This window comes from Nonomuraea sp. PA05, assembly GCF_008086045.1.
Lineage (GTDB): Bacteria > Actinomycetota > Actinomycetes > Streptosporangiales > Streptosporangiaceae > Nonomuraea > Nonomuraea monospora.
Window position 1 is genome coordinate 189440 of sequence record NZ_VSEY01000023.1, and the last position, 20384, is coordinate 209823.

At 72.1% G+C, this 20384-nt stretch carries 20 protein-coding genes; 10 read left to right on the forward strand and 10 right to left on the reverse strand.

The window, feature by feature from the left end; all coding sequences use genetic code 11:
- The first annotated feature begins 27 nt into the window (after positions 1-27).
- The 6 genes from FXF51_RS33325 (at position 28) to FXF51_RS61095 (ending at position 6782) form a co-directional block, all read left to right on the forward strand.
- Positions 28-966, forward strand: a complete 939-nt coding sequence (locus tag FXF51_RS33325; RefSeq protein WP_148438658.1) for an ABC transporter substrate-binding protein — start codon at positions 28-30, stop codon at positions 964-966.
- Positions 966-1751 (forward strand): ABC transporter permease, encoded by a 786-nt coding sequence (locus tag FXF51_RS33330; protein ID WP_262380014.1) that lies wholly within the window; start codon positions 966-968, stop codon positions 1749-1751. The genes FXF51_RS33325 and FXF51_RS33330 overlap by 1 nt, the downstream gene beginning before the upstream one ends.
- Before the next feature lie 35 nt (positions 1752-1786).
- A complete protein-coding gene (locus FXF51_RS33335; protein ID WP_148438659.1) occupies positions 1787-2536 on the forward strand; it encodes an ABC transporter permease in 750 nt (249 codons plus the stop codon).
- Positions 2529-3299, forward strand: coding sequence for an ABC transporter ATP-binding protein (locus tag FXF51_RS33340; RefSeq protein ID WP_148438660.1), 771 nt, complete (start codon positions 2529-2531; stop codon positions 3297-3299). Before FXF51_RS33335 ends, FXF51_RS33340 begins: the two co-directional genes overlap by 8 nt.
- The gene (locus tag FXF51_RS33345; RefSeq protein ID WP_148438661.1) at positions 3296-4873 is read left to right on the forward strand and encodes a thiamine pyrophosphate-dependent enzyme; all 1578 of its coding nucleotides are present in this window, start codon (positions 3296-3298) and stop codon (positions 4871-4873) included. The genes FXF51_RS33340 and FXF51_RS33345 overlap by 4 nt, the downstream gene beginning before the upstream one ends.
- Positions 4874-4934: 61 nt before the next feature.
- Positions 4935-6782, forward strand: coding sequence for an ABC transporter substrate-binding protein (locus FXF51_RS61095; protein WP_187414698.1), 1848 nt, complete (start codon positions 4935-4937; stop codon positions 6780-6782).
- On the opposite strand, the gene FXF51_RS33355 is transcribed toward FXF51_RS61095, so the two are convergent.
- The 6 genes from FXF51_RS33355 to FXF51_RS33380 form a co-directional block, all read right to left on the reverse strand.
- Positions 6779-7513, reverse strand: coding sequence for an SDR family NAD(P)-dependent oxidoreductase (locus FXF51_RS33355; RefSeq protein WP_148438662.1), 735 nt, complete (start codon positions 7511-7513; stop codon positions 6779-6781). The two genes, FXF51_RS61095 and FXF51_RS33355, sit on opposite strands and share 4 nt — an antisense overlap.
- Positions 7513-8340, reverse strand: a complete 828-nt coding sequence (locus FXF51_RS33360; RefSeq protein ID WP_148438663.1) for a polysaccharide deacetylase family protein — start codon at positions 8338-8340, stop codon at positions 7513-7515. Before FXF51_RS33360 ends, FXF51_RS33355 begins: the two co-directional genes overlap by 1 nt.
- Positions 8333-9463 carry a C45 family autoproteolytic acyltransferase/hydolase gene (locus FXF51_RS33365; protein ID WP_148438664.1) on the reverse strand — a complete coding sequence of 377 codons (1131 nt, stop codon included), beginning with the start codon at positions 9461-9463 and terminating at the stop codon, positions 8333-8335. The genes FXF51_RS33360 and FXF51_RS33365 overlap by 8 nt, the downstream gene beginning before the upstream one ends.
- 9 nt (positions 9464-9472) lie before the next feature.
- Entirely contained in the window at positions 9473-10774 is a 1302-nt protein-coding gene (locus tag FXF51_RS33370; protein WP_148438665.1) for an MFS transporter, read from the reverse strand.
- 28 nt (positions 10775-10802) lie between these two features.
- Entirely contained in the window at positions 10803-11537 is a 735-nt protein-coding gene (locus tag FXF51_RS33375) for an SDR family NAD(P)-dependent oxidoreductase (protein WP_148438666.1), read from the reverse strand.
- A 111-nt stretch (positions 11538-11648) separates the two neighbouring features.
- The gene (locus FXF51_RS33380; RefSeq protein WP_148438667.1) at positions 11649-12500 is read right to left on the reverse strand and encodes a bifunctional methylenetetrahydrofolate dehydrogenase/methenyltetrahydrofolate cyclohydrolase; all 852 of its coding nucleotides are present in this window, start codon (positions 12498-12500) and stop codon (positions 11649-11651) included.
- A 210-nt stretch (positions 12501-12710) separates the two neighbouring features.
- Here FXF51_RS33380 and FXF51_RS33385 point away from each other — a divergent pair, with 210 nt between their 5' ends.
- The 3 genes from FXF51_RS33385 (at position 12711) to FXF51_RS33400 (ending at position 15369) form a co-directional block, all read left to right on the forward strand.
- Positions 12711-13130, forward strand: coding sequence for a hypothetical protein (locus FXF51_RS33385; RefSeq protein WP_187414702.1), 420 nt, complete (start codon positions 12711-12713; stop codon positions 13128-13130).
- Positions 13130-14365: an ROK family protein gene (locus tag FXF51_RS62905; RefSeq protein WP_262380011.1), complete on the forward strand. Its 1236-nt coding sequence runs from the start codon at positions 13130-13132 to the stop codon at positions 14363-14365. The genes FXF51_RS33385 and FXF51_RS62905 overlap by 1 nt, the downstream gene beginning before the upstream one ends.
- Before the next feature lie 119 nt (positions 14366-14484).
- Positions 14485-15369, forward strand: coding sequence for an alpha/beta fold hydrolase (locus tag FXF51_RS33400; protein WP_148438669.1), 885 nt, complete (start codon positions 14485-14487; stop codon positions 15367-15369).
- Between the two features lie 60 nt (positions 15370-15429).
- Here FXF51_RS33400 and FXF51_RS33405 read toward each other — a convergent pair whose 3' ends face one another.
- From FXF51_RS33405 to purN, 3 genes are all read right to left on the reverse strand, one after another.
- The gene (locus FXF51_RS33405) at positions 15430-15615 is read right to left on the reverse strand and encodes a hypothetical protein (RefSeq protein WP_148438670.1); all 186 of its coding nucleotides are present in this window, start codon (positions 15613-15615) and stop codon (positions 15430-15432) included.
- A gap of 136 nt (positions 15616-15751) precedes the next feature.
- Entirely contained in the window at positions 15752-17305 is a 1554-nt protein-coding gene (purH, locus tag FXF51_RS33410; protein ID WP_148438671.1) for a bifunctional phosphoribosylaminoimidazolecarboxamide formyltransferase/IMP cyclohydrolase, read from the reverse strand.
- Positions 17302-17931: a phosphoribosylglycinamide formyltransferase gene (gene purN / locus FXF51_RS33415; RefSeq protein ID WP_222871573.1), complete on the reverse strand. Its 630-nt coding sequence runs from the start codon at positions 17929-17931 to the stop codon at positions 17302-17304. Before purN ends, purH begins: the two co-directional genes overlap by 4 nt.
- Positions 17932-18005: 74 nt before the next feature.
- Here purN and FXF51_RS33420 point away from each other — a divergent pair, with 74 nt between their 5' ends.
- Positions 18006-18425, forward strand: a complete 420-nt coding sequence (locus FXF51_RS33420) for a hypothetical protein (protein WP_262380012.1) — start codon at positions 18006-18008, stop codon at positions 18423-18425.
- Between the two features lie 307 nt (positions 18426-18732).
- Here FXF51_RS33420 and FXF51_RS33425 read toward each other — a convergent pair whose 3' ends face one another.
- Positions 18733-20358: a DUF6350 family protein gene (locus FXF51_RS33425; protein WP_148438673.1), complete on the reverse strand. Its 1626-nt coding sequence runs from the start codon at positions 20356-20358 to the stop codon at positions 18733-18735.
- Between the last annotated feature and the right edge of the window lie 26 nt (positions 20359-20384).

A 20384-nucleotide genomic window follows, 5' to 3' on the forward strand; every position in this document is an offset into this window, starting at 1 on the left:
CGCATCGCGAACAACTAGGAGCAAGCCGTGCGTCGCGCTCTCGTGATCCTCGCCGCCTTATCCGTGACCGCCTGCGGCGGCTCCCCGCCCGCCACGCCCACCCAGGGCGCGGGCCCGACCAAGGTCAACGCCGGTGTGATCGCCATCGTCGACACCGCGCCCATCCACCTCGGCAAGGCCAAGGGCTACTTCGCCGAGCAGAACATCGACCTCACCATCACCCCCGTCCAGGGCGGCGCGGCGGCCATCTCCGGCGCGGTGAGCGGGCAGTTCCAGTTCGCCTTCGCCAACACCACCTCGCTGCTGACGGCGACCCAGCAGGGGCTGGACGTGAAGGTCGTCACCAACGGCGTCTCCTCCACCGGGGAGCAGGGCAAGGACTTCAGCGCCGTGCTGGTCAAGCCCGACAGCCCGATCAAGACGGCCAAGGACCTGGCGGGCAAGAAGATCTCCGTCAACCAGCTCAAGAACATCGGCGACACCACCGTGCGCGCCTCCGTGCGCAACGCCGGCGGCGACCCGACCGGCATCGAGTTCGTCGAGCTGCCCTTCCCCGACGCGCCCGCCGCGCTGCAGAGCGGCCGGGTGGAGGCCATCTGGGTCGTCGAGCCGTTCGTCAGCCAGGCCAGGAGCCAGGGCGCCCGCCCCGTCGCGTGGAACTTCGTGGACGCCGCCCCCGACCTGACCGTGGCCATGTACTTCACCACCGGCAAGGCCGACGCCGACCTGACCAAGCGGTTCACGGCGGCGATGACCAAGTCGCTGGAGTACGCCGACTCGCATCCGGACGAGGTGCGCGAGGCGCTGAAGACGTACACCAAGATCGCTCCTGAGGTGATCGCGCAGATCGTGCTGCCGAAGTGGCCCGTGGCGGTGAACAAGCAGTCCGTGCAGACCATCGCCGATCTGGCGGCGGCGGACGGGGTGCTCAAGGAGAAGGTCGACGTGTCGGCGCTGGTGCCGTGATCCGTCGCAACGGCCTGCTGCCCAGGCTCGGGTACGGCGCCGCCGGGCTCGCCGGCCTGCTGCTCCTGATGGAGGCCGTGCCCCGGCTCGGCCTGGTGGACCAGCGTTTCCTGCCGCCCGCGTCCGAGATCCTGGCCACGCTGGCCGGGCAGCTCCGCACGGCCGGGCTGTGGCTCGCGCTGGGCGAGACCATGCGCGGCTGGGCGATCGGGCTGGCGCTGGCGTTCTGCGCGGCGGTCGTGACCGGGGTGATCATCGGCATCGTGCCGGGCCTGCGGGCGCTGACGAACTCGACCGTCGAGTTCCTGCGCCCCATCCCGTCGGTCGCGCTGGTGCCGCTGGCCACGCTGCTGTACGGGCCCTCGCTCGGCTCGACGCTGATGCTGGTCGTCTACGCCTCGTTCTGGCAGGTGCTCATCCAGGTCCTGTACGGCGTGGCGGCCGTCGACCAGGTGGCCTTCGACACCGCCAGGTCGTACGGGCTGTCGGCCTGGGCGCGGGTCAGGCACGTGGTGTGGCCGACCGCGCTGCCGTACGTGATGACCGGGTTGCGGCTGGCGGCGGCGGTGGCGTTCATCCTGGCGGTGACGGCGGAGCTGGTCATCGGCAGCCCAGGGCTGGGCGCCGAGATCCAGGTGGCGCAGAGCAGCGGCGCGGTGCCGTCCGTGTACGCGCTGATCGTGGTGGCCGGGCTGGTCGGCATCGCGGTGAACGCGGCCGTGCGGCTGCTGGAGCGCAGGGTGCTGGCCTGGCATCCGGCCGTGCGCTCGGAGGTGGCGGCGTGAGAAGTGAGGCCGGCCGTGCGCTCGGAGGTGGCGGCGTGAGGGTCGTCCGCTTGCTGGCGCTTCCCGGGTTGCTGGTGCTGTTGTGGTGGGCGGTCAGCGGGAGCTCCTTCTACCTGCCGAGCCCGGCCGCCGTGGGCCGGGCGTTCGCCGAGACCTGGTTCTCCGCGCGGATCGTGGACGACGTGCTGCCCAGCGTCGGGCGGCTGCTGGCGGGCTACGCGGTGGCCGCGCTGCTCGGCGTGGGGCTGGGCGTGCCGATCGGGCTGTCGCGGCGGCTGCGCGCCACGCTGGAGCCGGTGCTGGAGTTCTTCAGGGCCGTCCCGCCGCCCGTGCTGGTGCCGCTGATCATGCTGCTGGCCGGCATCGACACCCCGATGAAGGTGCTGGTCATCGTGTCGGGCTGCGTGTGGCCGATCCTGCTCAACACCGTGGAGGGCGTGCGGGCGCTGGACGAGGTGCTCTCCGACACGTGCCGCATGTACGGCATCAGGGGCGCGTCCAGGATGCGGCGGTTCGTGCTGCCCGGCGCGAGCCCGCAGATCATGACGGGGCTGCGGCAGGCGCTGTCCATCGGGATCATCCTCATGGTCATCAGCGAGATGTTCGCCAGCTCCAGCGGCCTGGGCTTCACGATCGTGCTGTTCCAGCGGCAGTTCCAGATCGCCGAGATGTGGAGCGGGATCCTCCTGCTCGGGCTGCTGGGGCTCGGGCTGTCGCTGCTCTTCCGCCGTGTGGAGCGGTGGGTGCTGGCCTGGTACTACGGCAGTGGAGCCGCCCGTGCTTGAGATCCACGACCTGCGCAAGGTGTACCAGAGCCCGGGCCGCCGGGTGGAGGCCATCGGCTCGATCACGCTGAGCGTGCGCGCAGGCGAGCTGGTCTGCGTCGTCGGCCCGTCGGGCTGCGGCAAGACCACGCTGCTGCGCTGCGTGGCCGGGCTGCTGCCGGCCACCGGCGGCGAGGTGTGGCTGGACGGCAGGCGCGTGACCGGCCCGCCGCCGTCCATGGCCGTGGTCTTCCAGGAGTACGGCCGCAGCCTGTTCCCCTGGATGACCGTCCGCCAGAACGTGGAGCTGCCGCTGAAGGAGAAACGGCTGCCCGCGAGCAGGCGGCGGAGCCTGGTCGCCGAATCCCTGCACGCCGTCGGGCTCGCCGACGCAGCCGGCGCGCATCCCTGGCAGCTCTCCGGCGGCATGCAGCAACGGGTAGCGATCGCCCGCGCGGTCGCGTACGAGCCGCAGGTGCTGCTGATGGACGAGCCGTTCGCCGCCGTGGACGCCCAGACCAGAGCGGACCTGGAGGACCTGATCCTGCGGCTGTGGCGGGACCTGGAGATCACCACGCTGTTCGTCACCCACGACATCGACGAGGCCGTCTACCTGGGCCGCCGGGTCGTGGTGCTGTCCTCGTCGCCGACCACGGTGCTGGAGGACGTCAAGATCGACCTGCCCGCCGAGCGCGACCAGCTCACGACGCGGTCACTGCCCCGCTTCGGGGAGCTGCGCGGGCACCTCTACCGGCAGATCCAGCGAGCCAGAAGGGCACCATGAGAACCGTCAGGGACGCCGTCTTCGACATCTTCCGGCGCTACGAGCTGACCACCGTCTTCGCCAACCCGGGCTCGACCGAGGTGCCGCTGCTGGCCGGGCTGCCCGACGACCTGCGGTTCGTGCTGGCCCTGCACGAGGGCTCGGTGGTCGGCCTGGCGATCGGGTGGGCGCTCGGCCGCGAGACCCCCGCGCTGGCCCTGCTGCACAGCGCGGCCGGGCTGGGCAACGCCGTCAACGCCATCACCACCGCCAGGGAGAACCGGGTGCCGCTGGTGATTATCGTCGGCCAGCAGGACCGGCGGCACCTGGCGCTGGAGCCGTTCCTGGCCGGGCGGCTCGACAGGCTGGCCGGCGACTACCCGGTGCGCGTCGACCAGCCGGTGCGGGCGCAGGACGTGCCGGGCGCGGTGCTGCGGGCCTTCCACGAGGCGACCACGTCCAGGGGGCCCGCGCTGGTAGTGGTGCCGATGGACGACTGGCAGGCGCCCTTCGACGACGAGACCGTGGCGGCGCCCGCGCGGCTGCTGCGCCCCGTGGCCGTGGCGGACGCCGACCTCGCACCCCTGGTGGAGCTGCTGTCGAAGGCGCGCAGGCCCGCTCTCGTGGCGGGGTCCGGGGTGGGGCCGGGGTGGTTCGCGCTCGTGGCGCTGGCCGAGCGGCTGGGCTGTCCGGTGTACCAGGAGTCGTTCGGCGGGCGGGCCGGGTTCCCGCAGGACCATCCGCAGTACGCGGGGGTGCTGCCCGACGACCGGATCCGGCTGCGGGAGCGGCTGCGGCCCCACGACGTGGTGCTGGCGGTCGGGGCGCCGGTGTTCCGGCAGTACTCCTACGAGCCTGGGCCGCTGGTCGAGCCCGGCACGGCGATCGCGCTGGTCACGGACGACCCGGCGGTGGCGCACCGCAGCCCTGCCGACCTGGCCTACCTCGCCTCGCCCGAGGCCGTCTGCGCGTGCCTGGCCGAGCTGCTGCCCGTCCCCGCGCGCGGCGGCGCCTTCTCACGGGTGTCCGGCCACGAGCCCTACGCGGGCGGGCCGCTGCGGCACGTGGACGTCCTGCACGAGCTGGCCGGACGCCTCCCGCACGACGTCGTGCTCGTCGAGGAGGCGCCCTCCGCGCGGCCCGACCTGCATGCGATCGTGCCCGCCAGGACGTCGTTCGGCTTCATCTCGGCGGCCATGGGCGGGCTCGGGTTCGGCGTGCCCGCCGCCGTCGGCCTGCGCATGGCACTGCCCGACCGGCCCGTCGTCGCGGTGCTGGGCGACGGCTCGACCCTGTACGGCGTGCAGGGCCTGTGGAGCGCCGCCCACTACCGGGTGGGCGTGCTGTTCGTGGTGCTCTCCAACGGCCGGTACGCGGTCCTGGACCGGCTGGCCGACAAGCACGGCGGCGGCAAGGGCCCGTGGCCGCCGTTCACCGAGGTGGACCTGGGCGCCATGGCCAGGTCGCTCGGCTGCCCCGCGCAGCGCGTCGAGACGTACGCCGACCTGACACGAACCCTCGACGAGGTCCTGCCCGCGCTCGCCACCCGCGAGACACCCCTGCTGCTCGACGTGGCGGTGGGCGTGGATCCGTAGCCCCATGAGGGGACATCGCCCGGTATCCGTTCTGAAACACTTCGCCCGGTATCGTCACTGAATGGGGAAACGTCTGGAAGCCGAGCCTCCGTTCAGGGCCAGGCTCACGGTGGACGCCGGTCAGCGCGTGCTCACCGGCGCCGGCGCGTTCTTCGCCCGCAACCAGGCCCTCGTCCAGCACGCCCGGCGGGCCGGCCGGGGCACGTCGCGGTACTACTGGCGGGGGGCCGACCGGGAGCTGTACCGGGTGGTCATCGAGAGCCACGACACGGAGCGCGGGCCCGTCACCGGGCTGGAGGCCCTGCGGTGCGGTGGGGCGCCGTGGGGGTTGACGCAGCGGGAGCACGAGGTGCTGACCTGTGTGGCCGTCGGCATGACCAACCCCGAGACGGCCGCGCGGGTGGGGTGCGGGACTCGGACCGTGGCCACGCATGTGGAGAACGTGCTGGCCAAGCTGGGGGCGCCGACGCGAGCGGCAGCCGCGGCGCTGGCCATGGCCGAGGACGCCCTGCTCGCCCCGTTCGCCGAACCCGGCGGGCGCGCGGCCGAGCAGGCGGGCGCGGGCGACGGCAGGCGCATGGCTGGGCAGGCGGGCGACGGCAGGCGCATGGCTGGGCAGGCGGGCGCGGGCGACGGCAGGCGCATGGTCGGGCAGGCGGGCGCGGGCGACGGTGAGCGTGCGGCCGGGGAGGGCGGCGGCTGGGGGGTGGTGGCGCCGAGGGGGGAGGCGCGGCGGCGGCCGATCCGGCTGGGGGCGATCTACCCCACGGACGGCCCGCGCCGCTTCGACGCGCTGGCCATGCGCCGCGGCGCCGCCATCGCCGTGGACGAGCTGAACGCCAGAGGCGGGGTGGCGGGCCGCCGCATCGACCACCTGGCCATCGAGGTGTCCGGCGACACCGACGCCGACCTGCTGGCCGCCGTCGACTACCTGCGCTCGCACGACGTGGACGCCATCACCCTCGGCAACGTCAGCCCCCGCCACCACCTGGACGCGATCACGCGGGCCGCCGAGTACCGGGCGCCGCTCATGCACTCCATGGTGACCCCGGCGATCGCCGAGCACGTCCACGACAACCCCGGCGTGCTCGGGCAGACGTTCCAGGTGTGCGCCACGGAGACCGCCTACCTGTCCGGATTCGTCAGGACGCTGGATCTGCTGGCGACGTCCGGCCAGTGGCGTCCGGACAACCGGCGGATCATGGCCGTGGTGCGGGCCGACGGCTGGGACACCGGCCAGGCGTACGGGCTCGACGAGCTGGCCTCCGCGTGCGGCTGGGAGCTGGCCGCCGTCGTGCCCGTCCCTGACACGGGCGTGCCGTGGCCGTCCGTCGTGGCGACGCTCCAGGCCGGCGATCCGGCCGCCGTGCTGGTCTGCACCTACGTCGAGGACGAGCTCCGCCTGTTCCTGCGCGAGCTGCGCGGCACCGGCTCCCGCGCGCTCGTCCACACCGTCTGGACGCCCACGATCCCCCGCTTCGAGGAGCGCATGGAGGGCTTGGCGGAAGGCATGCTGTGGTCCACGGTCATCGGGACGTACGGCGACCCGGTGAGCGCCAGGTTCATGGAGCGCTACCGCCGCGCGTACGGGGACGAACCGGGCAGCGGCAGCGCGGCCATCCACTACGACATGATCCACTTGCTGGCCGGCGCCTGGGCCTCGGTGGGCCGGCCGTGGGACTTCGGCGCGATGGTGCGCGACCTGCGCGAGACCGTGCACAGGGGCGCCGCCGGGCCGTACTGGTTCGGCGGGCGCGGGCAGCGGGCGCTGGCCTACCCCGACGACACGTTCGACGCCTCGCTCGCCCACGCGCACCTCGTCCACCAGGTGCAGGACGGCAGGAGCCGGGTCATCTCACCCGTCGAGCTGGCCAGGCACCGCTTCAGGCCCCCGCCCCCGGGCCACTAAGCCCGAGGTTCGCCCAGCCAGGACGGCATGCCCGGCGAGCCGAGCCCCGCGCCGCCGTCCGCCGCCAGCACGTGACCGTTCACCCAGGCGGAGTCCGGCGAGCACAGCCACAGCAGGCTGGGCACGATGTCGTCCGGCGTGGCCACCCTGCCCGCCGGACTGGCGGAACGCACGGCCTCGACGTACGCCGCGGGCACCGGGTTCAGCGGCGACCCCACGTCCACGAACCCGGGCGCGACCGCGTTGACCCGCACCCCCAGCGGCCCGAACTCCAGCGCCAGTCCCCTGGTCACCGCCTCCAGCGCCGCCTTCGACGCCGCGTAGACGGTGGTGCCGGGCCGGGGCCGCGACGCGCCGCCCGTACTGGTGAACACGACGGAGGCGGGACGGCGGTGCCGTACGCACAGCTCGGCCAGCGCCGTCGCGGCCATCAGCGCCGAGCGCGTGTTGACCGCCATCACCGTGTCGAACAGCTCCTCCGTCGTCTCCAGCGCGCGCCGCGCCGGGAACAGCCCGGCGACGTGCAGCAGCGCGTCCAGCGGCCCGTACGACTCCCACGCCCGCGACACCGCGGCCCGCGCCGCGCCCGGCTCGGCCAGGTCGGCCGCCACGTCCACCGGGACAGGGGAACGCGGCGAGTCAGCCGTCACCACCTCGTGGCCCGCCGCCGACAGGGCGGCGCAGGCGGCCGAGCCGATCCCGCCGCCCGCGCCCATGACCAGCGCCCGCATCAGGCCGCCCGGAACGCCCGCGCCGCCGACACGCAGGTGCGGAAGTCCAGCGGCCGACGCAGGCAGGCGTCGAGGAAACGTTCGAGGCCCAGCAGGCGGTGGCCGCGTCCGATGACCTGGGGGTGGAAGGTCAGCACGCACATCCCGCCGGGCTCGTCGCGCAGCATGTAGTCGATGTCGTCGAGGAAGTTGCGGAACACCGCCGCCGGGTCGCGCAATCCAGGCAGGACGGCGTTGTCCAGCCGCAGGTACTCGAACTGCGGGTAGTCGTCCAGCGTCCACGACACCGGCAGCTCGACCAGATCGGTGGGCTCGCCGAACCGGTACGGGCCGTCGGGGTCGGCCACGTCGCCGCGCCTGGCGTAGTAGGGGGTGTAGTCGGTGGCCATGAGGCTGGAGTCGTACTCGCAGCCCAGCTCCAGCAGCACATCCACGGTCGAAGGGGTGAAGTCCCAGCTCGGCGTGCGGTTGCCGACGGGCTCGTACCCGGTGACCTTGACGATCGACTCGCGGGCCCGCACGGCCGCCGCCAGCTCCCCGGCCCTGTCCAGCTTGGAGACCGGCTCGTGCGCGTACCCGTGCAGCGCGATCTCGTGGCCCGCCTCCGCGATGGCGGCGCATTCGGCGGGATAGGTGTCCACCGTGTGCCCCGGGATGAAGAACGTGGCGGTGATGTCGCGCTCCCGCAGCATCCGCAGGATCCGCGGCACGGCGTGCGCCCCGAACTCGCCGCGCGACACCGGCCCCGGCGAGGTCATGCCGCGCGCCAGCCAGAGCGAGATCGCGTCGAAGTCGAACGTGAGGCAGATCGTCGAACGGTCAGGCATGGTCCTCCTCGATGGCGAAGCAGGTCTCGGGCGCGGCGCCGGGGGCGAACAGGTCGTCCAGCCGCCACCTCTCGTACGGGCGCTCGCAGGGCGGGTGCTCGGCGATATACAACTCGCGGGCGTCCAGGTCCATCACCACGGAGTAGACGGACGCGATCTCCTCGCCCTTGGCGACGTCCGGGTCCACGTGGCGGCAGATGCTGTCCGGGTAGGAGTAGTGGTCGCGCAGGGCCGCGACGACGTCCTTCAGTTCCAGGGTCCTGGCCGCGGCGGCGTCCTCCAGCAGGTGCCTGGCGCGGGCGGGCCGCAGCAGGGTGAGCGCCGAGGTGGCGGCCTTCCTGTCCACCAGCGGCAGCGGGGCCTGGAAGTGGTTGGAGTGCGTGATCAGGCCGTCCTGCGGCAGCAGCGCGCCGAAGACGTCCGGCGCCACCTCCAGGTCGATCGCCTCGCCGCCGGCGTCGGCGATGAGCAGGTTGCCGGACGAGATGCGCACCACGTCCAGCGCCTTGCGGTGCGCCTGGCTCATCGTGCGCGACTGCAGCACGCCGCGCAGCAGGAAGTGGTACGGAACTCCGGCGCCGCCCCTGTCACGGTCGGAGACCAGAAGGTTCGCGCACACGCCCAGGCCCGCCGAGTTCAGCCCCGACTTGGCCAGCATGCCCGCCTCGGCCAGCGTCAGCACCGCGAAGCCCGCGGTGTCCCTGGTCGCCAGCAGGAACGTGACCGGGCCCTGCTCGGGATGCCAGTCCCAGTTCTGGGCGAGCAGCGTGTGGCCCTGCCTGGTGTGCTTGGGAAGCACGGCGACCGAGGTGCAGCCCTCGTCGCGGTAGCCGGTGCCGTACAGCATCTCGGTGCGGGCGTTCAGCGCGGTGATGTGCTCGATGGGCTGGCCGGCGCCGGCCGCCAGGCCCTCCAGCATGGCGGCGATGCGGGCGTCGTACCGTCTGGCCACGTCGAGGTAGGTCGCGCCCCAGCGGGTCACGTCCTGCGCGGACAGGCCGGCGTCGTCGCGGAATCGGCGCAGGTAGGTCTGCACGCTGCGCTCGACCAGCTCGCGCGTGCGGCGGCCCAGCTCCGCCCCCATCTCCTCGTACGTGCCCTCGACCGCGATGAGGTTCGTCATGATGCCCTCCTAGTGAAGGCGCCCGTGGGCGCTCTCCTTCATGCCCGCCACCACCGCGAGCGTGACCGCCGCCGACACGATCGGCAGCAGGGCCGTCGCCATCCCCGAGCCGGTGAGCTGCACCAGCCCGGTCGCCACGAACGGCGCCGTGCCGCCGAAGGCCATGACCGCGAAGTTGTATCCGATGGACATCGTCGAATACCGCAGCTTCGTCGGGAACAGCTCCGACAGCGCCGCGGGGCCCGGCCCCGAGAACATCGCCAGGATCACCCCGATCGCGATCTGCCCAGCGAACACCCCGAACACTCCCCCGTTCTGGATGAACGCCATGACCGGCCAGCTCAGCACCAGGAATCCGGCCGCGGCGGCGATCAGCAGCGGCTTGCGGCCGATCCGGTCCGACAGCGCGCCGAACGCCGCGATGCACACGGTCAGCGTCACCAGGCCGACGAGGTTCGAGACGCGGGCCACGCCCGCGTCCACGCCCGCCACGTCGGTGAGCCAGGTGGGCAGGTAGGTGAGGAAGAAGAAGTACGCGACCGTCCACAACATGGTGAACCCGAAGCCGCGGGCGATGCCGGCGAACTGCGTGCGCAGGCCCTCCCGCAGCGGGCTCGCCGCCGTCTCCCCCTTCGCCTGCTCCTCGGCGAACGCCGGCGTCTCCGCCAGGCCGTACCTGAGCCAGAGCGCCGCCACCGCCGTGAGCGCCGACAGCAGGAACGGCACCCGCCAGGCCCACTCGGTGACCTGCTGCTCGGTGAAGATCGTGCTGTTCAGCGCCACGACCCCGGACGCCAGCAGGAACCCGGCCGCCGTCGAGACCTGGTTGAAGCTGCCGAAGAAGCCGCGCCTGCGCTCGGGGGCGTACTCGACGAGGAACGCCGCCGACCCCGCCCACTCGCCCGCCACCGAGAAGCCCTGCACCATGCGCAGCACCACCAGCAGCAGCGGGGCCAGCACGCCGATGCTCTCGTACGTCGGCAGCAGGCCGATCAGGGTCGTGGCCGCGCCCATCATCAGCACGCTGACGACCAGCGCGATCCTGCGGCCGAACTTGTCGCCGACGTGCCCGAACGTGATCGCGCCGAGCGGTCGCATGAGGAAGCCGACGGCGAAGACGGCGAAGGTGTAGAGGGTGCCCGCCAGGCCGTCGGAGTCGGGGAAGAACAGCTTGCCCAGGGTGGTGGCCGTGTAGGCGTACACCAGGTTGTCGTAGTTCTCCATGACGTTGCCGAAGCTGCCGGCCACGACGGCGCGCACTTTCGAGGTGGCTGCCGGGGCTGTCTTGGTGGTGGTGTTGTCGCTTCTCATCGCGACCTCTCACTCATGGGGGGATTCATCAGGACGCGGTGTATCCGCCGTCCACGGGCAGCAGGACGCCCGTCACGAACGACGCCTCAGGAGAGGCCAGGTAACAGACGGCGGCGGCCACGTCGGCCGGATCGCCTGGACGGCCCATGGGGGCCCGCTCGATGCGGGGGCGGAGCTGGTCGGCGGGCAGGTCCTGAAGGAGCGGGGTGACGAAGACACCCGGCAGGACGCTGTTCACGCGGATGCCGCGGGGGGCGAGCTCCACCGCGGCCGTCCTGGTCAGCATGTGCAGGCCGGCCTTGCTGACCTGGTAGGCGATCGAGGACGGGGGTGCGGGGGGTGGTGGCGGCGGGATGTGGCCGTAGATGGAGCCGATGTTGACGACGCTGGCCCGGGGGCTGGTGGTCAGGTCTTCGATGAAGGTGCGGATGCCTGTCCAGGGGGCCCACAGGTTGGTGCGGAGTATGCGGTCCCAGTCGGCGTCGGTGGTGGTCAGGAGGTCGGCTCGGGTGCTGACGTCGGCGTTGTTGACGAGGATGTCGAGGCGGCCGTACGTGGTGCGGATCTTGGTGGCGAGGGCTTGCCAGGAGCCGGGGTCGCGGACGTCCAGCGGGTGGAAGAGGGAGCGGTGCGCGCCGTCCACGCGGTCGTGCAAGTCGCCGTAAACGACCCTGGCCCCACGGGACGCCAGCCGATCCACGATGGCGGCGCCGAGCCCGGAGGCGCCGCCGGTGACGACGGCGACCAGCCCGTCCAGCTCCATGGACACCTCCTCAAGCCCGAGCCCTGCCCGCATTCGTGCAGGCAGAGCGCTTGAGGACCATCCTGGAGCGACGCGGCGGCCCGGACCTCCGTCAAATGACGGAGGCGGCACTCACCGGAGCTGGCGCTCGGCGGCCTCCACCACGTTGGACAGCAGCAACGCCCGGGTCATCGGCCCGACCCCGCCCGGGTTGGGCGTGAGGTACCCGGCGACGTCCTCCACGTCCAGCGCCACATCACCCGCGATCTTGCCGGCGACCCGGGAGACCCCGACGTCGAGCACGGCGGCCCCGGGCTTGACCATGTCCTTCTTGATCAGCTCCGGCACCCCGGCCGCGGCCACCACGATGTCGGCCCGCCGCACGTGGGCGGCCAGGTCCTGCGTGCCGGTGTGACAGAGGGTGACGGTCGCGTTCTCGCTGCGGCGGGTCAGCAGCAGGCCGAGCGACCGGCCCACCGTGATGCCGCGCCCGACCACGGCGACCTCGGCGCCCTTGATCGGCACGCCGTACTCCTGCAGCAGCAGCACGATGCCGTGCGGCGTGCAGGGGAGCGGGGCGTCGACCATGTGCACGAGCCGCCCGAGGTTGACGGGGTGCAGGCCGTCGGCGTCCTTGGCGGGGTCGATGCGCTCCATCAGCGCCATCGTGTCGAGGTGCTTGGGCAGCGGGAGCTGGACGATGTAGCCCGTGCACGCGGGAGAGGCGTTGAGCTCGTCGATGGCCGCCTCCACGTCGGCCTGGCCGGCGGTGGCGGGCAGGTCGACGCGGATGGAGGCGATGCCCACCTCGGCGCAGTCGCGGTGCTTGCCCGCGACGTAGATCTGGCTGCCGGGGTCGTCGCCCACGAGCACGGTGCCCAGGCCAGGGGTGACGCCTCGTTCCTTGAGCGCTGCCACCCGGTTCTTGAGGTCTGCCTTGATCTTGGCGGCGGTCGCCTTGCCATCGAGTTTCACTGCGCTCATGCCGCAATCCTTCCATGCCCGTCTCGTTTCTCCGCACCGGACCACGCGCACACCGCCCCACCCACCCTCACCGGGTTATCCACAGGCTCCAGGCAGTCGGCCCGAGTTATCCACAGCCCCGCGATGACATCGTTGTCATCGATCATCCAAGGGCTTAGTGTTACGGGCGCCAGCAACAAGTGCACGGAGGTCCCCTTGCCTTTCCGCCTGTTGTCCGCAGAGTCGACCGACCTGTTCGTGGGCACGCCCGGCGAGCCGCGCCAGGTGCTGCGCGTCACCGTCGCCGAGGGCGCTCACGAATCGTCGCTGGAGCTGCGCGGCGCGGGCGTACGACTGGCCGGCGAGACCACCGTTCTCCCCGCCGCGGCGACCTTCGAGGTCCCGCCCTACCGGGAGCCGACCAGCCGAAACCACGACCGAGAACCGCCCGGCCGAGCACAGAACCGCGAACCGACCCACCAGACCCACGACCGCGAGCCCCACCCCCCAGACCACGACCTCCTTAGGGCCGCCCGCCGGAAAGCCTTCGCGCGGTGGCTCGACGACCTGCGTGCCAGGAGAGTAAGACTGATGCCCGGACTGGAGCACCCTGGCGACCCCCGCCAGCCCGACAACCACCACAAACACTGATGAGCTGCGTACTTGCCATAGACATCGGAGGAACCAAGCTCGCCGCCGCACTGGTGGACGAGGCCGGTTCGATCCTGCGTTCCGCGACCCGTCCGACGCCTCGTGAGGAGGTCATGTCCGCCCTGGCGGCCCTCGTCACGGAGGTCATGGACGGCGGCCCGCCACCCGAGGCCGTCGGCATCGGCTGCGCGGGCCCCGTGGACCTCGCCTCGGGCACCGTGAGCCCGGTGAACATGCCGAGCTGGCGCGGCTTCCCGCTGCGCGAGGAGGTAAGGAAGCTGACCACGCTGCCCACCGTGCTGGCGGGTGACGCCCAGTGCTTCGCCCTGGGCGAGCACTGGCTGGGGGCGGGCCGCGGCTGCTCGTCGTTGCTGGGCGTCGTGGTGTCGACCGGCATCGGCGGCGGGCTGGTGCTGGACGGCGTCCCGCTCCTCGGCCCCACCGGGAACGCCGGACATGTCGGCCACATGAGCATCGACCCTTACGGGGAACGTTGCGAGTGCGGCGGCCGGGGCTGCGTCGAACGCTACTCCAGCGGCCCCAACATGGTCCGCTGGGCCCTGGAGAACAACTGGTCACCGGGCGCCGCCTCCCGCGCCGACGGCTCCACCCCACCGGACTCGCCGCAGGAGCAGGCTAAGGCCGGTACCCAGGGGAAGACCGATGCCCGAACGCCGGCCCAGGCCGACGCCCAGCCCGATACGCGGACGCCAGCCCAAGCCGACGCCCAGCCCGATACGCGGACGCCAGCCCAAGCCGACGCCCCGCCCGATACGCGAACGCTGGCCCAAGCCGATGCGCGCACGCCAGCCCAGGCCAATGTCCGGACGCCGGTCCGGGCCGATGCTCGCGCGCTGGCCCAGGCCAATGTCCGGGCGCCGGTCCAGGCCGATGCCCACGTGCTGGCCCAGGCCGATGCGCGGATGCTGGCTCAGGACGCCGCCGCCGGAGACCCCATCGCGGTGGCGGCCTTCCAGCGCAGCGCCAGGGCCCTCGCCGGCATGATCGCGTCCACCGCGGCGGCCGTGGAGCTGACGGCGGTGGTCATCGGCGGTGGCGTGTCGGCCGCCGGTGAGGTGCTCTTCGAGCCGCTGCGGCACGCCCTGGACGACGTGACGGGGCTGCCGTTCGTGCGGAGCGTGGAGGTCAGGCAGAGCTCGCTGGGGGTGCGGGCCAGCTTGGCGGGTGCCGCCCAACTGGCGTGGCGATCGCACCCGTCGATCACGACGCCCTGAGGGGATAGCAGCCCGTATTCATCACAACGCCCTGAAGGGGTAGCGGCCCGTATTCATCACAACGCCCTGAAGGGGTAGCGGCCCGTGTTCATCACAACGCCCTGAGGGGGTAGCGGCCCGTGTTCGACGGTTTCGACACGTTCGACCTCCCGACCACGCAAACGACGATCCACGGCGTCCGCGGCGGGTCGGGCCCCGCGGTCCTGTTGCTGCACGGCATCCCCGAGACCCACCTGATGTGGCACCGCGTGGCACCGGCCCTCGCCGAGCGATTCACCGTGGTGGCGACCGATCTGCGTGGTTACGGCGCGAGCGGAAAGCCGCCCAGCGCGCCCGATCACGGGCCGTACCGGATGCGGGCCATCGCCGCCGACCAGGTGGAGGTGATGGCGGCGCTGGGGTTCGAGCGGTTCGCGGTGGTCGGGCACGACAGGGGCGCCCGGTGCGCGTACCGGATGGCGCTCGACCATCCGGACGCGATCAGCCGCCTGGCGGTGCTGGACGTCGTGCCCACCGGTGAGGCCTACGCCCGTGCGGACGCCGAGTTCAGCCTGGGTTTCTGGGTCTGGTCGTTCCTGGCCGCTCCGGAGCCCGTCCCCGAGCGGCTGATCGCGGCGGCGCCGCAGGTGCTGGTCGACCACATGCTCGATGCCTGGTCGGAGGTGCCGGGGGCGTTTCCCGAACGGGTGCGGGCCGCTTACGTGGCGGCCTTCGCCGATCCGGAGACCGTCCATGCGATCTGCGAGGAGTATCGCGCCGCGGCCACGCTGGACGTGGCCGATGACGAGGCCGACCGGGGACGTCGGCGCATCCGGTGTCCGACGTTGGTGTTGTGGAGCGCGTCAGGTGCGGTCGGGCAGTGGTATCGCCCGCTCGACGTCTGGCGGGAGTGGGCCGAGGACGTCCGGGGCGGGGCGATCCAGGCTGGGCACTTCCTGCCGGAGGAAGCGCCCGGGGAGACGCTGCGTCACCTGCTGGAGTTCCTCGGGAAGAGGGATCCTTAGTCTTGGAGTTCCTGGGGAAGGGCGACCCTTCGTCTTGGAGCTCCTGGGGAAGGGGGACCCTTAGTCGCGCTCGGCGGCGGCGGCCTGGGCCTCGCGGCGCTCGATGATGCGGCGAGTGTAGGGGATGACCTCTACGACGCGGCTGCCGAGGTAGGCGCCGATGAAGGCGAGGACCAGAAGCACGAAGGGGCTGGTGGCCAGGCCGTTCAGGGTGACGAACGCCTGCAGGATCGCGTCGAGCGCCATAGGTGAACTCCGGGGAAGAGGATCGGGGAGGAGTTCAGGGTAGCCCGGACGCGGGGATGCTCGCCGCAAAAACCGAACTTAACCGCAAAAACGGATAAAGGGGCGACATGGTGATCATGTCGCCCCTTGTGGAACATCAGTGGAAGAAGTGGCGCGTGCCGGTGAAGTAGAGGCTCGCCCCGGCCTTCTTCGCCGCCTCGATGACCAGCTCGTCCCGGATGGAGCCGCCCGGCTCGACGATCGCGCGAACGCCGGCCTCCAGCAGCACCTCCAGCCCGTCAGGGAAGGGGAAGAAAGCGTCGGAGGCCGCCACGGAGCCGGCCACGTGCTCCCCTGCCCTGGTGACCGCCAGGCGGCAGGAGTCGACCCGGTTGACCTGGCCCATGCCAACGCCCACGGTGGCGCCGCCGCTGGCCAGGAGGACGGCGTTCGACTTCACCGAGCGGCAGGCGCGCCAGGCGAACTCCAGGTCCGCCAGCACCTCGGCCGAGACCGGGTCGCCGGTCTTGAGCTCCCACTGCGACGCCGCGTCGCCGGGCGCGTCCACGCGGTCCACGGTCTGCACGAGCAGGCCGCCGTCGATCCTGCGGAACTCGGTCGGCGAGGACGGGCCCTGCGCGCAGGCCAGCAGACGCAGGCTCTTCTTGGCGCGCAGCACCTCCAGCGCCTCCTCGTCGTACCCGGGGGCGATGACGACCTCGGTGAACACGTCGGCGATCTGCCGGGCCAGCTCGGCCGTGACAGACCGGTTCACGGCGATCACGCCGCCGTAGGCCGAGACGGGGTCGCAGGCGTGCGCCTTGCGGTGCGCGTCGGCGACGTCGGCGCCGATGGCGATGCCGCACGGGTTCTGGTGCTTGATGATGGCGACGGCGGGCTCGGCGAAGTCCCACGCCGCGCGCCAGGCGGCGTCGGAGTCGAGGTAGTTGTTGTACGACATCTCCTTGCCGTGCAACTGCTCGGCGCCTGCCAGCCCGCCGCTGCCGGCCGTGCCGCCCGCGTAGAGTGCCGCGCGCTGGTGCGGGTTCTCGCCGTAGCGGAGCGTGGCCTTGCGCTCGTACGCCGTCCCGGCGAACTCGGGGAACTCCTCGCCCTCGCCCACGTACGTGCCCGCGAACCAGTTGGCCACGGCCACGTCGTACGACGCGGTGTGCGCGTACGCGATGCCGGCCAGCCGCTTGCGGTCGGTCAGCGTGAAGCCGCCCTCGTCGAGGGCGTTGCGCACGTCGCCGTAGAAGCTCGGGTTCACCACGACCGCGCAGGTGTTGTGGTTCTTGGCGGCGCCGCGGATCATGGCGGGGCCGCCGATGTCGATCTGCTCGACGCACTCGGCGTCGGTCGCCCCGGAGGCCACCGTCTCCTGGAACGGGTACAGGTTCACCACGACGAGCTGGAACGGGTCGATCTCCAGCTCGTCGAGCTGCGCCACGTGGTGCGGCTTGGTGACGTCGGCCAGCAGCCCGGCGTGCACGCGCGGGTGCAGCGTCTTGACCCGCCCGTCCAGGCACTCGGGGAACCCGGTGAGCTGCTCCACCTTCGTCACCGGAATGCCGTAGGAGGAGATCGCGGCGGCGGTGCCACCGGTCGAGACGATCTCCACTCCGGCGCCGTCGAGGGCTCTGGCCAGCTCTTCGAGCCCGGACTTGTCGTAAACAGCGATGAGCGCGCGCCGGATGGCGATGCGAGTCACGTGGATTCCCCTCCTGTGTGGTTGCCGATTCGGACGGTACGTCCGCTGACCGTCCAGCCCTCGCGAGCCATCCGGCCGACGGTCTCGACGAGCAGGCGGCGCTCGACCACCTTGATGCGCTCGTGCAGGACCGCCTCGTCGTCGTCTGGTTGCACGGGCACCGCCGCCTGCGCCACGATCGGCCCCGTGTCGACTCCCTCGTCGGCCAGCATGACCGTGCAGCCGGTCACCTTGACCCCGTGGGCCAGCGCGTCGCGCACGCCGTGGGCGCCGGGGAAGGACGGCAACAGTGCCGGATGCGTGTTCAGCACAGGGAACGCGTCGAGCGTCGGCGTACCCAAAATTTTCATGAAGCCCGCGGACACGACCAGGTCGGGCTCGTACGATGCGATCTTGGCCGCGATGGCGGCATCCCAGTCCGCCCGAGCCGCATAATTGCCCACTTTTTCGACAAAAGTCGGGACATTCGCCCTGGTAGCCCTGGCCAGTCCTTCGATCCCCTCCCTGTCGGCGCCGACCGCGACCACTCGAGCCCCGTACGACGGGTCGGCGGAAGCGTCCAGCAGGGCCTGTAGGTTGGTTCCAGAGCCGGAGACGAGGACGACGAGCCGCCCAGCCTTAGACACACACACTCCAATGAGGAAACAGGGTGGGGGTCACAGGGTATCTGTTCATCGCCCGGCGACGCAGAGGAGGTCAGGTGTCGACACCGGTGAAGGCACCGGCAGGCCAGCAGCCCGCGGATTCAGCGGGCCGCCGAGCGATCTGGTTGTCCATCGCAGCGCTGGCCATGACGTTCATGTTGCCGCTGGCCGGCCTGGTCATGGCGCTGTTCGCGCTGATGGCCGGGATCCGGGCGCTCCCCCTGCTGAAGGGCGCGGGCAGGCCCACGGGTGTGGCGGTGGGCGGCATCACCGTCTCCTCGCTCGCCCTGGCCCTGTCGGCCGGGGCCACGGCGATGCAGCTCTACCTCATGGACGAGTACTCCGCCTACCAGGAGTGCATGAAGGGCGCCGGCACGGTGGCGTCGCAGGGCGAGTGCTTCACGCAGTTCAGGGACGCCGCGCAGCGGAAGCTGCCGGCCGACGTGCTGGAGGTACTCGGGGCGATGCAGCCGTGATCACGGCCCGCACGTGCTGAGGCCGCACTCCCGAAGGCTCGCGATCGCGGACATAGGGGCCGGGTCAGTCACGGTCTGAGGCGGAAGGGGTTGAGTCGGCCGCGGTCCCAAGCACAGGGGCCGAGTTCGCCGCGATCCCAAACACACAGGCCGAGCTGGCCGCAGGCCGAGCGCAGGAGGGTCGAGCCGGTCGCGATCCCAAGCACAGGGGCCGAGTCCGCCGCGATCCCAAGCACACAGGCCGAGCTGGCCGCAGGCCGAGCGCAGGAGGGTCGAGCCGGTCGCGATCCCAAGCGCAGGGGTCGGGTCAGTCGCGGTCCCAGGCGTACGGGTCGACGTAGATGACGTGACCGCCACGGTCGTCCGACTCGTCCACGATGTCCTTGCGCGGCGGCCGGGCGACCGGCGCCGGCTCCGGCGGGCGGGGGCGGGCCTGGGCCTGGGTCTCCGCCTCGGCTGAGGCATGCTCGTCCTGCCAGTCGTCCCTGATGACCGGGATCTCCTGGGTGTCGGCCTCGGTGGCGTCCATCCAGTGACCGGGCAGCGGCCGCGGGTCCGACTCGGCGAGCCCCACCCTGCTGGCCGCCTTCGCCAGCGCGGCCCCCGCCTTCCGTACGGGAGCGGCCGCCTTGTCGAGCGGCGCCCTGGCGCGCTTGTTGAGCAGCAGCAGGTTGGTCACGCCCGCCGAGATGCCGGCGGCCACGCCGACCTCCAGCGCCACCGACAGCGCCACCTCCCACGGCGAGGGCCCGACCGTGGCCAGCCGCCCGCCGCCCATGGGCCCGCCGGACAGCGCCGCGAGCAGCCCCGCCACCAGCCCCGTCGTCACCCCGGTGAGGAACCCCCACAGCGGCGCCGCCTCGTACGACGGCGACGGCGAGATCCTCGCGACCATCACCCCCGCCACGGCCCCGGCCGCGAACGGCACCGCGACCACCGCCATCATCCACGCGGGCACGGGCCCGCTCTCCGGCAGCGCCCCCAGCAGCGGCAGGCTGGGCACGGTGCCGAGCTGCACACCGGTGGGCGCGACGAGGGTGTCGGCGCCGATGGCGAACCCGGGCCCGGCGATGTAGGAGAAGGCCCAGACGACGGCGTTCAGCAGGTAGAGCAGTTGCAGCAGCGCCAGCAGCACGCCACCCACGAACCCGGGCGACAGCACCCCCGACAGTTGCTCGACCTGCTCGAAGTTGATCACGAAGGCGATCAGCACCAGCGCGAGCCCGGCCACGACCAGCAGCGCCGTGGCGACCGCCGTGCCGACCGTCAGCGCGCGCACCCGCTCGGGCAGCAGCCGCAGCATCACCCGCCAAGGCCCGATCATGCGCGCCGTGGCCAGCGAGCCCGCCAGGAACGCCAGCACGAAGTGGCTGAGCAGCGCCTCCCCGATGAAGGGCTGGGTGATCTCGTTGCTCGTCACGAGCGCGATCAGGCCCGCGAGCAGCGCGTACGGTGCCGCCAGCGACACTCCGGCCTGCACCACCAGCACGAGCTGGGCCCGGCGGCGGGCTCCCGCCTGCTCCTTCGGGCTGTTCTTGGGCAGCCGTGCGGGCAGGCGCAGCCGCAGGTCGGCGTCACGGGCCATCCACCGGCCCGCGCGGTAGAGGAGCACGGCGGGCAGGATCATCAGCCCGAGCGGCAGCAGCCCGACCCGCCCGCCGGGGATGGCGAACCCGGCGTGGTGCGCGGCCAGCCACAACTGCGCCGCCGTACGGAACACGCCAGGCAGCCCGGCGCCCAGCGTGCCGCGCGGCGCGGCGATCCACCCGACCAGGGTGAGCGTGGTGAGCGCGGCCAAGCCGACGCCCAACGTGAACACGGCAGCCAGCATCCCGGAGACCGGCAGGGGGCGCCTGGTCTCGTCGTCGTCGCCCGCGAGCTTGCCAAGCATCGACCGGGGGCCTGTACGAAGCTGGTCGAGGATCGCCGTCACGAGGCGATTTTCTCAATCTTTCCCAA